This is a genomic window from Lysinibacillus sp. 10T31, assembly GCF_056394365.1.
Genome location: NZ_JBFTHS010000014.1, coordinates 16749 through 30164, shown reverse-complemented (window position 1 = coordinate 30164; position 13416 = coordinate 16749). Strand labels below are relative to the sequence as shown.

Sequence of the window (13416 nt, the reverse complement as noted above, 5' to 3'; positions counted from 1 at the left end):
TATGAAATGTATGCAGAGGAATTGTTGAATGCATTACCTTTGAAAAAAATAATTGGAGTGCTACCTGACCAAGTAAGTGATATTGTAATTGATTCACGAAGTGTGCAACCAAATAGTATGTTTGTTTGTATAAACGGTTATACAGTAGATGGTCATGACTATGCACAGAAAGCTGTTGAAGGTGGCGCAACAATTGTTGTAACAGAACGAAAATTGCCATTAGGAGAAAATATTGCACAGGTCATTGTGAAAGATACGGATCGTGCAGTTGGCTTGTTAGCTGCAAAGTTTTTTGACTATCCGTCGAAAGATATGGCTATGATTGGCGTAACAGGGACAAATGGAAAAACATCAGTAACGGGTATTATTCAAAATATAATGCATGGGATGGGCGAGAAATCTGCACTATCAGGAACAATTGGCTTTAATTTAAATGGCATTTTATATGAATCTGCAAATACTACGAGCGATGCATTATCGACTCAACAAATGATATTCCGTGCAAAAATGGAAGGCTGCCGATTAATGACTATGGAGGTATCTTCACACGGTTTAGCACTTGGACGTCTAGCTGGCGTAGAATATGATGTAGCTATTTTTACAAATCTTACACATGATCATCTTGATTTCCATGGTACGATGGAGGAATATGGTCATGCGAAGGGCTTATTATTCTCTCAACTTGGACAAGACTTAGAAAAGAATAAATTTGTAGTGTTAAATGCTGATGATGCTTGGTCAGAGCGCTATGCAGCGATGACACCATTTCCAGTATGGACATACGGTTTAAAAAATGAAACAGCTGATTTCCGAGCTATTAACTGTGAGTATCATGATTTCATGACATCTTTTGACGTTGAAATGCCAGAGGGAATATACCATGTAAAAATGCATTTGCTCGGGGAATTTAATATATATAATGTGCTTGCAGCTATAGTTGCTTTTTATGGTCGTGGTTATTCAATGGAAACAATCATTGAGCAAATTGAGCAATTACCACCTGTGAAGGGCCGCATGGAGAAAGTTTGTTCAGATTTACCTGTGCAGATTTTTGTTGATTATGCACATACACCTGATGCAATTGAAAAGGCGATTTCTTCAGCCCAACCATATAAAAAAGGCAAGCTTATTTTCCTAGTTGGCACAGGGGGCAATCGTGATAAATCGAAACGTCCAGCAATGGCAGAAAAGGCATCAGCCGCTGATTACGTTATTTTAACGACAGATGACCCACGCTATGAGGACTACGATAGTATTACAGGTGATCTTGCCAAAGGGATGCTTCATGAAAATTATGCATGTATAGGTGACCGTGCTGAGGCGGTGCGTCATGCGATTGAAGTTGCTGAACCAGGAGATATGATTATTTTTGCTGGTAAAGGCCATGAAGATTATCAAATTATTGAGAATACTAAATATCCGCATAGTGATGCAGATATTGCAATAGAAGCTGGTCACTTAAAATTTGTATAATATATGATCTCCAATAAAAAAGTTAGAGCGGACTTGATTTTGTGAACGCAATGCATGCAATAATGCGATACGTTCACCCTACTTAGAGAACCCCTTTAGTTAGTACTAAGGGGTTTTCTTTTTGGGTTTTTACACATCTTTCAGCAATTATTTTTTGTAGCGAAAGCAAAGCGTCAGCTACAATTATTTTTTGTAGCGTCAGGTACAGAAGTCTCCTCCTCTATAGACTTCTTTTTTGGGGAATTCATGTAAAAAGGTTGTAAGAAAGGCAAGTATTCTTTTATTATTATTAAGTATGAAAAAAGGAGAATGACGAGATGAATTCAAATTTAGAAAAAGATATATTATCACGTCGAACTTTTGCCATTATCAGTCACCCTGATGCTGGTAAAACGACGATTACAGAAAAGCTTTTACTATTTGGTGGTGCGATTCGCGATGCTGGTACGGTAAAAGGGAAGAAAACAGGTAAGTTTGCAACATCTGACTGGATGGAAATTGAAAAGCAACGTGGGATTTCTGTAACTTCTTCAGTTATGCAATTCGATTATAACGGCTCACGTGTTAATATTTTGGATACTCCAGGTCACCAAGATTTCTCGGAGGATACGTATCGTACATTAATGGCGGTGGATAGTGCTGTCATGGTTGTAGATGCTGCCAAAGGTATTGAAGCACAAACTTTAAAGTTGTTCAAAGTTTGTAAAATGCGTGGTATTCCGATTTTTACTTTTATCAATAAACTAGACCGTCAAGGGAAGGAGCCACTTGAGCTGATTGAAGAGCTTGAGGAGGTACTTGGCATTAACGCTTACCCAATGAACTGGCCGATTGGTATGGGTAAAGAGTTTTTAGGTATTTATGATCGTTATAATAAACGTATCGAGCAATTCCGTACTGAAGAAGAAGGACGTTTCTTGCCAATTGATGAAAATGGGGAACTTGCAGTCGAGCATCCGATGAAGGTGACTTCTTATTATTCACAAGCAATGGACGACATCATGTTGCTTGATGAAGCGGGTAATGAGTATTCTGAAGAAAAAATTCGTCGTGGTGAATTAACACCTGTTTTCTTTGGTTCAGCCTTAACAAATTTTGGTGTACAAACATTCCTTGAAACATATTTACAATTTGCACCGACACCACAGCCTCGAATTACTGAGGATGAACAATTTATTGATCCAGTTGAGCATGATGAGTTTTCGGGCTTCATTTTCAAAATCCAAGCAAACATGAATCCTGCTCACCGTGACCGTATTGCCTTTGTGCGTATCGTATCGGGTAAATTTGAACGTGGCATGAACATGACTTTATCTCGTACAGGTAAATCATTCAAAGTGACACAATCTACACAATTCTTAGCTGATGATCGTGAAACAGTAGATGAAGCAGTTGCTGGTGATATTATCGGTTTATATGACACAGGTACTTATCAGATTGGTGACACAGTTGTAGGTGGTAAAAAGACATTCCAATTTGAAAAATTGCCACAGTTTACGCCAGAGTTATTTGTTCGTGTAACTGCGAAAAATGTTATGAAATCTAAGCAATTCCATAAAGGGATTTTACAATTAGTGCAAGAAGGCGCTATTCAATATTATAAAACGTTGCATACAGAAGAAGTTATTCTTGGAGCAGTTGGTCAATTACAATTTGAAGTTTTTGAGCATCGTATGAAAAACGAATATAATGTTGAAGTGAGGATGGAGCCAATTGGTTCGAAAATTGCAAGATGGATTGAAAACGAAGAAGATGTTAAAGAATCGATGTCTTCAGGTCGTTCAATGCTTGTAAAAGACCGTTTTGATAATCTTGTTTTCCTATTTGAAAATGAGTTTGCTATGCGTTGGTTCAATGATAAAAACGAAAACATTAAACTGTATAGCCTTCTATAATAAAAAACACGAATCGACATGTTGCGATTCGTGTTTTTTTACAAGGAAAATTGGAGCTATATGTAGAATATATACAGTATTGGGAAATATAAAATTCGGCACCAAAACGTGGGGTTGATTTCCGTTCCGACTGGGCGCTTTGTAGCTGCCGCTTCGCTTTCGCTACAGAAAACATTTGTTGTTGCTGTCGCTACGCTTTCGCACCAGGGTCTCGGGCCAACAGATGTTTTTTGCGCGAAAGCGTAGCGGCAACAGCACGATGTTGGTCACGAAGGCGTTATCACATGACGTGATGATTTTAGCCTTCGTTCCCCTATGTGCTCGCTCCAGGGTCTCATCTGTGACGCTAATCCCCAAGGGAGTCGCCCAGTCTCCACTCCAATCAACTTACATATGGCATAGGCTTTAACATCTTTCAGGATGTCACGGAATCGGCAAGGAGTTCTTTGTGCAAAGTCGATTCTGGACGCAATAATGCCGAGGCATTATTGATCGATTTGCATCTCCTAATTTTGGTGTTGAGTTATATTTTAAACCTATAAAACATGGAGAAGTTGCCAAATTTATAAAATATTCTGCTTTTCGGGTATTATAGAAAGGAAGAGATTAAAAGGAGCTTGTAATAATGAACATTATTAATTTTTCTATTAAAAGGCCCGTTTTTACAATAGTTACGATGATATTAGTCATTATATTAGGTGGTGTTTCATTATTAAAAATACCGATTACGCTTATTCCTGAATTACGTCCACCAATAGGCATCGTTGTTACCAATTATCCTGGTGCAAGTCCAACAGAGGTTAATGAGAAAATAACGAAGCCCTTAGAAACAACACTCGCCACTTTACCAGGGATAAAAAAACTACAGTCTACCTCTCAAGAAGGATCCAATTTAATTATTCTCGAGTTTGATTGGTCAACCAATATTGAAGATGCACAGCTCGATATTTTACAACGCATCGATATGACCCCTTTACCGAATGATGCTGAGAAACCTAGCTTTTTAAAATTTGATCCATCACAATTTCCTATAATACAACTTTCACTACGGGCGGAAAATGACAATGTAGATGTGCGTTTATTGGCGGAAACCTTGGAAAAAGAACTTCGTCGGACAGCTGGTGTCGCAAGTGTTAATATTTCCGGTAAGCTGGTAGAAGAAGTTCAAATAACTTTAGATGAATCGAAGCTAGTTGAAAAGGGATTAACCCAAGCAGATATTGTTCAAATTATTCAATCGAACAATGTTTCTCTTCCTGGTGAACCAGTGTTAACAGCAGATGGGAAGATGTTAACTACACGTATTTTAAGCACTATAAATTCGCCAGAAAGCATTGCTGATTTAATCATTTCAGTAAATCCACTAGATGGTAAAGCATTAACAGTAGGAGAAGTAGCGACTGTTGAACGTGTGGAGCAAAAATCCATAACTACAACACGAGCAAATGAGCATCCTGCAGTATTAATGTCTGTATTACAGGAATCAGGTGCTAATACGGCAGAGGTATCAAAAGCTTTTAAAGAAGCTTTAAATGAATTATTGACGAAGAAGCAATATCAAGGAATCGTTGCAGACGTGTTAGTGGACCAAGGAAACTACGTGGATTTAGCGATTAGTAATATCGGATCTTCTTTACTTTTAGGTGGATTATTCGCAATGTTCATATTATTCGTCTTTTTACGTAGTGTGAAAAGCCCTATTATTATTGGCATTGCGATACCATATTCAGTTATTGTTACATTTGTTTTAATGTTTTTTGCCAATTTCTCGCTCAATATTATGACATTAGGTGCGTTAGCACTTGGTATCGGTATGTTAGTTGATAATGCTATCGTTGTTATTGAAAACATTGAACGACATTTAGGACTTGGTAAGGACCCGATAACAGCAGCTAAAGAAGGGACAAAGGAAGTGGCACTTGCGATTACTGCTTCCACGCTTACAACTATTGCAGTATTCATTCCTGTCATGTTTATTGAAGGTTTAATAGGACAAATTTTTACCGAATTTGCATTAACTATTTCCTTTAGCTTAATTGCTTCTTTAGTCGTTGCGTTAACAGTTGTTCCAATGCTTGCAAGTCGTCTGTTAAAAATGAAATCAACGAATATTTATGAAAAACGTAATGAGTCATCTTTTTACAAAAGCTACAAAACATCAATTATTTGGGTATTGCGTCATCGTATGCTTGTACTAATCTCAGCAATTGTCTGTTTTGGACTGGCATTGTTTGGACTTATGAAAATTGGCACAGAGTTTTTACCGCCAACTGATGAAGGATTTGCATCCATAAGTGTAAATCTTGAAAAAGGGGTAGCGGTATCAGAAACAGAAAAAGTTGTTGCGAAAATTGAAGAACGCTTAAAACAGGAGAAAGATGTTGACGTATATGTTAGCTTAATCGGTGGCACGCAACAGGCACAAGCACGGGGACAAACAAGTTCAAACCAAGCAGAGCTATATGTAAAGCTTGTCCCTTTAGCGGATAGAGACCGTTCGATTTTTGAGTTTGTAGAAGAGGTTGAGCGAGATTTGCATGCAGAGCTAGGTGAGAAAGTTGAAATTAACTTCAATGTCTCAACGACAACAGGTTCGTCACCAAATACATTAACGTTTAGGTTAACAGACTCTGATGAGCAAAGACTTCATAGCTCTGTTGATAAAGTGCAGCAGGAGCTATCAAAAGTAAAGGCCATCACAAAGGTATCAACGGATCTAGATATCACTGTCAAAGAAATTCAAGTCGAAGTAGACCGAGAAAAGGCGAAGGACTACGGATTTGTACCTGCACAAATTGCTCAAACGGTTAATCAAATGACGAAGGGGCAGCTAACTACGCAAATAATGGCAGAGGATGGTGCAGTATTGCCTGTTTATACAGGGTTTGGACAAGTGTTTAATGATAGTATCGAATCATTAAAATCGATGCAGCTTCGTTCACCTGCTGGTTTGTTTGTAAAGCTAGAGGACATTGCGACTGTTTCTGTACAGGAAGGACCAGTATCGATACGACGTTCTGATCAGGCGGCTGCGGTTGCATTTTTTGTCGAGTATGAAACGAAGGAATCGCTAGGGGGCATCTCAGCAAAAGTGGACAAAGCATTGGAAAAAGCAGATTTACCATCTGAAACTCAAGTTGTCTTTAGTGGAGATCGTGAACTTTATGATAGTGCGATTAATGATATGCTTTTAGCCGTTGCATTAGCAGTAGTCCTTGTATATATCGTAATGGCTGCACAATTTGAATCATTCAAATATCCGTTCGTTATCATGTTCACAGTACCATTAATGATTATTGGTGTTGCAGTTGCAATGTTTGTTACGAACACGCTAGTTGGTGTGACATCTGTTATAGGCATCTTAGTACTAGTTGGAATTGTCGTGAATAACGGGATTGTACTTGTAGATTACATTAATCAACAAAAAGCTAGGGGAATGGCGACGTATGATGCGATTTTACTGGCTACACAAGATCGACTTCGACCAATATTAATGACTGCACTAACAACAATCTTAGGATTACTACCACTTGCACTTGGCATTGGTGAAGGAACAGAGATGAATCAGCCGATGGGGATTGTAGTCATCGGAGGACTTGTGACATCAACTTTGTTGACATTATATATTGTTCCGATTGTTTATAGCTTAATTTCTACTGATAGAAGTTAAAGCCTCCGGCGGATGTCACGGAATCGGAAAGGAGTTTATAAAGGATGTTAGCCTAAAATCATCGCATCCATGCGATAACGGCTAGCTGATCTGCATCGTGTTGTTGTTGCTGTCGCTTCGCTTTCGCACAGATAAAACCGTGTTGCTGTCGCTTCGCTTTCGCACAAAAAACATCTGTTGCTGTCGCTTCGCTTTCGCACAAAAAACATCTGTTGCTGTCGCTTCGCTTTCGCACAAAAAACATCTGCAGGCCTAGGCACAAAGCCGATTCCGGACGCATTGTTTATCTGCGCGAAAGTGTAGCGGCAATTATGCCGAGGCATAATTGATTGGATAAAGAAACTAGGAAGAGGCGGTAAGTTCAGGGGGGATGAGAGATGGGGGTTCATTTTTTTACAGGTTTTCCGGGTTTTATTTCAAGTCAATTAATACGAGAGTTATTTCGAAAAAATCAATTGCAGGAAGTCATCGCTATTGTTTTAGCTGGTGAATTAGTAAAAGCAAATTTAGAAAGAGAAAATATAGTAGCAGAGTTTCCTAACTGTTCTATTCATATTGTAGAGGGAGATATAACATTACCGAATCTCGGTTTAGAAAACCAAGTTGTACAGAACATTGTACCTCAAATTGAGGTGCTCTGGCATTTAGCTGCTATTTATGATTTAGCAGTACCCCGCGATCTAGCATGGAAGGTAAATGTACATGGTACGACTATGGTCAATGATTTTGTTCGAACACTGCCGAACTTAAGACGCTATATGTATTTTAGTACAGCGTATGTAGCAGGAACACGTGAAGGTGTTTTGCGTGAAAATGAACTAATTCGCCCGCAGGCATTTAAAAACTATTATGAGGAAACAAAATATGAAGCTGAGCATCGAGTAGAGGATTTGAAATCAGAAATACCACTGACAATTATTCGGCCGGGCATAGTACGTGGACATTCAGAAACAGGAGAAACTATTAAATTCGATGGGCCTTATTTCTTTTTAAATATGGTGGATAAATTAAAACGCCTTCCTTTTATCCCGTATATTGGTCAATCGACATCAACAATAAACGTGGTGCCAGTGGATTATATTATAAACGCCTCGACTTATCTCGTTGATGAAAAATGTGCTGAAGGGAAAACCTTGCACCTAACGGACCCGCATCCGCACCCTGTGCAAGAAGTGTATCGTACGATGGTAAAATTATTAACTAACCATTATCCTAAGGGGCGATTACCGTTAATACTAGCAAGATTATCTTTACAAGTGCTACTTATCCGAAAATATCTAGGTGTTGAGCAAGAAAGTTTAGACTACTTAACTTGGAATGCTAAGTTCGATACATCCGAAGCAGTTACTATTTTGAAAAAGGGTAGTATTGCATGCCCCGATTTTATACAGACTATGCCTAGGATGATTGATTTTTATTTAGCGCATAAAGAAGATAAACGCTATCAAATTCAAATAAAGTGAAGCACGTAGATATAGAGTTGAAGCAAGCGGCGTTTACCAGATTGAAGTTATTGTTGGCTCAAAGCCTCCTAATCAATAATGCCGAGGCATAATTGATTAGGAGGGGGATTATTTTGCCACTCATATATGATAGTGCTATAATAAGTATACAGAAGAATATCCTTCGACGTTTTGTCAAAGGGGAGTAGCTAACAGACACGAGCGATGTATCTGGATTCACATTCGTCATGACATGGTTTTTACCATCGGATGTGATAGGCGAATAACTCTATGCTAGCGGTATTTAGCTACTAGCAAATGAATTTATTTGCTTAGCGAGACCTTTGCCTTTTTATAAAGGCAGAGGTCTTTTCTTTTGTACTCGTATAATAATGACTATTTTGGGTATACAGAGCTTTAGAGGAGGCACTTGAATGGAATCAATTTTATTACAATACGGCTGGGTACTTATTGTACTTATAGTATTAGAAGGATTATTAGCAGCAGATAATGCAGTTGTGATGGCTGTGATGGTGAAGCACTTACCACGAGAGCAACAAAAAAAGGCATTATTTTATGGATTATTCGGCGCGTTAATTTTCCGATTCTCAGCACTTTTTGTCATTACAATATTAGTGAATTATTGGCAAATTCAAGCGTTGGGAGCAGCTTATTTACTATTCATGTCTGCCAAAAATATATATGATTTGCGTCATAAAGGGGATTCGAACGAAGAATCTAACGATGAAGCGGGGAAAAAGGGCTCTGGTTTTTGGATGACAGTGGTTAAGGTAGAGGCAGCAGATATTGCATTTGCAATTGATTCTATGCTTGCTGCAGTTGCTATTGCTGTAACTTTACCGCATTTAGGGAATTTCGATGTAGGCGGCATTAACGGTGGACAATTTATTGTCATGTTACTTGGAGGGTTTATCGGAGTTATAATGATGCGATTTGCGGCACAATGGTTTGTAAAAATATTAAATGACTATCCCTCACTTGAGACAGCTGCATTTTTAATTGTAGGTTGGGTAGGCGTGAAGCTTGTTGTATTGACTTTGTCACATGAGAAGGTGGGTATATTACCTGCAGAGTTTCCGCATTCGACTGTGTGGGAGTTAACTTTCTGGATTGTATTAGTGGGCATCGCGTTAGTAGGCTATTTAGTAGGAGTTCGTCATAAAAAACATGATTAATGATCTTTTAGAGGAATAGTCGTATCTATTCCTCTTTCTTTTTTGATGTATTTTTTCTATACTAATATTTATCGAGTTGGCATCATATAAGGAAGGGGTTGTCAAAGTGCTCTGGAAAAGATCAAAAAATAGACTTGTAACACCTTTTCAGGTACTTGTTTCTTATTATTTTATAGCTATAGCGATTTCCTTCCTGTTACTACGGCTTCCAGGCGTTCATCAAGAAGGTGTTAATGTTTCATTATTAGATAGCTTGTTTACTGCAGTTAGTGCAGTTAGTGTAACAGGTTTAACAACATTCAATATATCTGAAAGCTATACAACATTTGGGATTGCGATGGTACTTGTCATTTTACAGCTTGGCGCAATTGGCATTATGTCACTTGGTACCTTTGTGTGGTTACTAGTTGGGAAAAAAATAGGTATGCGTGAGCGTCAATTGATTATGATCGATCATAATCAATACAATTTGTCAGGGGTAGTTCAATTAATTCGGGAAATATTGAAAATCTTAATTGGTATCGAATTGATGGGTGCGTTAATTTTAACTTTGCACTTTACAAACTATTTCGACACTTTTGAAGAAGCCTTACTTCATGGTGTCTTTGCCTCCATTTCAGCTACTACAAATGGTGGCTTTGATATTACAGGCATGAGTTTGCTTCCGTTTCATAAAGATTACTTTGTTCAATTGATAACGATGGTGCTAATTGTACTTGGTGCGATAGGCTTCCCAGTATTAATTGAAGTGAAAACCTTTTTACTTAATCGCCATACAAATTTCCGCTTTAGTTTATTTACAAAAATAACAACCTCCACATATGCAATTTTATTTGTGGTAGGGGCTGTCGTTATTTTATTGCTTGAATCATTCCATTCCTTTAAGGGAATGTCTTGGCATGAGGCTTTGTTTTCTGCGATGTTCCATTCTGTTTCAACACGATCAGCTGGACTTACGACGTATGATGTAACAACCTTTAGTGAAGCGACAGATCTTTTTATGAGCTTTTTAATGTTTATTGGTGCCTCACCGAGTTCAGTTGGTGGTGGTATACGTACAACAACATTCGCTATGGCTATTTTATTCCTAATTACCTTTTCACGAGGAAGAGAGGATATTCAAGTATTCGGACGTGAAATACATTTAATTGATGTATTCCGCTCGTTTGTTGTTATTTTATTGGCATTCTTTATGGTATTAGTTGCGACAATTATTTTACTCATTACTGAGCCACACGCATCACTGATTCAAATAATCTTTGAAATTACATCAGCGTTCGGAACGTGTGGGATGTCTTTAGGAATCACCTCCGACCTATCAGTAGTTGGCAAAATTATCATTATGATATTAATGTTTGTTGGTCGTGTCGGTTTAATTTCCTTCCTTTACACTTTAGGTGGTGGAGGTAGAGGCAAAAAATCTAATTATCACTATCCTAAAGAACGTGTAATTATTGGGTAAATTACTAGGAGATTAAAAAAGAGCTAATGTGGCTCTTTTTTAATTTCCTTTATATTTTCCGGTTAAAAAATGAGGGATTTAGAGATTACCTCAGTAGAAAATCTGCCCATAAAAAAGAGCCTGGCTTGATTAATTGACTAAAAAACTGGTGTTGCCACACAATTGTCAAAAAATTTTAAATTGTTTTTCCTGGTTATTGCGGTTGATTGGTAGGTAATATTTACAATATTAGGGTGTTGGTGGATTGAGAATTTCGTACTAAACTTTTTTGGGATAATTGTAATGCCTTATAGAACATCTGTTGATCGTTATAAAGTTATGGCTTTTACTGACAATGGGTTCAATTAAAAATGTAATTTTTTGGTTTTGTTTTAGGTTACAGAAAAATTTATGAATTCTTGATGTATGAAAAAAACGCTAGTCCTCAATTTTATTAAAGGACTAGCGTTTCTTATTATATAGAATGGATTGTTGCAAAGTATGGTGCTTGACCGTGACGGAAGTAAGTTAATAGATAGCTGTTTTTTTGTACAATTTTGCCATTTGAGAAATTTTGGTAATCTATATGATGTGGAATAATGAGCGTATGTTTAAACAACTCTTTTTCAGATAGATTGAAGCTAGCGAATTCTTCACCTGCAATTGCAGGGTTTTCACGTAAAGCATTATAAAGTGCTTTTTGTTGCTCCTCTGTAGGGCGCTCTTTCCACCATAATTTACGTGGCTGGAACTGCTGTATCATTAAATAATCCATTTGCATTAGGCTTTGAATGATATTTAAATTAGCACCTTCTACAGTCTCTAAAAACATCAATAAACGACGGAATAAATCCTCGAGCTGATGACCGATACGCGACCAACCTTTTGTTTCCCAATAAGTACCGAAATTTTGGAAGAAATCAAATGGTGTTTCAAACACTTCAGTTACTAAGTATTCAATCGTATGGTCCATACGGTGATCGTTCCAATATTTCTCGAGTACATCCTCTGCATGTTTAATGCGTACTATATCATCAAATGTTAAGACATTGTTTGAGAAAATCTCGTAAGGGGATAGGTCCACATACGTATAGCCGAATTTTTCAGCCTCTAGACGAAGGCCTGTACCGCGTAAAAGTTTAAGGAATCCTAGCTGTAATTCTTCTGGTCGCATTGCAAAAACATCATTAAAGGTTTGACGGAAGCTTGCATAATCCTCCTCTGGTAAACCAGCGATTAAATCTAAATGCTGATCAATCTTTCCACCTTCTTTGACCATCGTCACCGTGCGCGTTAGTTTTTCAAAGTTTTGACGGCGCTTCACAAGAGTATTTGTTAAATCATTCGTTGACTGAACACCAATTTCAAAACGGAAAAGACCTTTTGGTGCGTTATCATTTAAAAACTGAATAACCTCAGGACGCATAATATCTGCGGTAATTTCAAATTGGAATACGACCCCAGGCTTATGTTCATCGATTAAAAACTGGAACATTTCCATGGCGTAGCTACGACTTATATTAAATGTGCGGTCAACAAATTTAATAGTACGTGCACCATTGTCCATCAAGAATCGAATATCTTCTTTTATTTTTTCTCGGTTAAAATATCGAACCCCTACTTCAATAGAAGATAAACAAAATTGACAGCTAAATGGACAGCCTCGACTTGTTTCAATATATTGAATTCGTTTGCTTAGATGAGGGAGGTCCTCCTCAAAACGAAATGGACTTGGCAATTCACGTAAATCTATTTTTGGTGCTTGTGCGTGAATCCGTACTTTACCGTCCTCTAAGTAGCAAATCCCTGGAACATCCTCCAATGCGATTTCACCATGTAAATGGCGTAGTAACTGTTTGAAGGAAGTTTCTCCTTCACCCATAACAATGAAATCAACCTCTTCAATTCTACGTAACCAATGGTGAGCATCGTAAGAAACTTCAGGTCCCCCGAGCAAAATTTTAACATTTGGACAAACAGTTTTTAACATCTTGATGACGTGAATGGTTTCTTCAATATTCCAAATATAGCAACTAAATCCTACAATATCAGGTTTTTTTTGAAACAAATCTGATACAATATTAAAAGCAGGATCTTTAATTGTATATTCTGCAATTATTGGATTAAATTCTGGTAAAGCAGCACCTTTTAAATAACGCAGTGCTAAATTTGTGTGAATATACTTTGCGTTTAAAGTAGTTAAAATAGTATTCATGCAATAATCTTCCTTTCAATTTCTAATTGTAACAGTCAAGTAGCTGTCATACAATATAATCCTTTTTGCCTATTTATTTTGTGA

At 37.6% G+C, this 13416-nt stretch carries 9 protein-coding genes; 6 read left to right on the top strand and 3 right to left on the bottom strand.

Annotation, left to right across the window (positions count from 1 at the left end; genetic code table 11):
* Positions 1-6 precede the first annotated feature (6 nt).
* Together AC1DCY_RS09940 and AC1DCY_RS09935 are read left to right on the top strand one after the other, a co-directional pair.
* Positions 7-1473 carry a UDP-N-acetylmuramoyl-L-alanyl-D-glutamate--2,6-diaminopimelate ligase gene (locus AC1DCY_RS09940; protein WP_477349681.1) on the top strand — a complete coding sequence of 489 codons (1467 nt, stop codon included), beginning with the start codon at positions 7-9 and terminating at the stop codon, positions 1471-1473.
* Positions 1474-1790: 317 nt separating this feature from the next.
* Positions 1791-3368, top strand: a complete 1578-nt coding sequence (locus AC1DCY_RS09935) for a peptide chain release factor 3 (protein WP_477349679.1) — start codon at positions 1791-1793, stop codon at positions 3366-3368.
* Positions 3369-3530: 162 nt separating this feature from the next.
* Here AC1DCY_RS09935 and AC1DCY_RS09930 read toward each other — a convergent pair whose 3' ends face one another.
* Positions 3531-3725 carry a hypothetical protein gene (locus AC1DCY_RS09930; RefSeq protein ID WP_477349677.1) on the bottom strand — a complete coding sequence of 65 codons (195 nt, stop codon included), beginning with the start codon at positions 3723-3725 and terminating at the stop codon, positions 3531-3533.
* A gap of 268 nt (positions 3726-3993) precedes the next feature.
* Here AC1DCY_RS09930 and AC1DCY_RS09925 point away from each other — a divergent pair, with 268 nt between their 5' ends.
* Positions 3994-7038: an efflux RND transporter permease subunit gene (locus AC1DCY_RS09925; protein ID WP_477349675.1), complete on the top strand. Its 3045-nt coding sequence runs from the start codon at positions 3994-3996 to the stop codon at positions 7036-7038.
* Positions 7039-7096: 58 nt separating this feature from the next.
* Here AC1DCY_RS09925 and AC1DCY_RS09920 read toward each other — a convergent pair whose 3' ends face one another.
* A complete protein-coding gene (locus AC1DCY_RS09920; RefSeq protein ID WP_477349673.1) occupies positions 7097-7318 on the bottom strand; it encodes a hypothetical protein in 222 nt (73 codons plus the stop codon).
* Positions 7319-7415: 97 nt separating this feature from the next.
* Between AC1DCY_RS09920 and AC1DCY_RS09915 the strand changes: the two genes are divergently transcribed.
* From AC1DCY_RS09915 to AC1DCY_RS09905, 3 genes are all read left to right on the top strand, one after another.
* Entirely contained in the window at positions 7416-8501 is a 1086-nt protein-coding gene (locus tag AC1DCY_RS09915) for an SDR family oxidoreductase (protein WP_477349671.1), read from the top strand.
* 413 nt (positions 8502-8914) lie between these two features.
* Positions 8915-9676, top strand: a complete 762-nt coding sequence (locus tag AC1DCY_RS09910) for a TerC family protein (protein ID WP_477349669.1) — start codon at positions 8915-8917, stop codon at positions 9674-9676.
* Between the two features lie 106 nt (positions 9677-9782).
* Positions 9783-11138 (top strand): TrkH family potassium uptake protein, encoded by a 1356-nt coding sequence (locus tag AC1DCY_RS09905; RefSeq protein WP_477349667.1) that lies wholly within the window; start codon positions 9783-9785, stop codon positions 11136-11138.
* Between the two features lie 454 nt (positions 11139-11592).
* On the opposite strand, the gene AC1DCY_RS09900 is transcribed toward AC1DCY_RS09905, so the two are convergent.
* Positions 11593-13332: a B12-binding domain-containing radical SAM protein gene (locus tag AC1DCY_RS09900; RefSeq protein WP_477349665.1), complete on the bottom strand. Its 1740-nt coding sequence runs from the start codon at positions 13330-13332 to the stop codon at positions 11593-11595.
* Positions 13333-13416 lie beyond the last annotated feature (84 nt).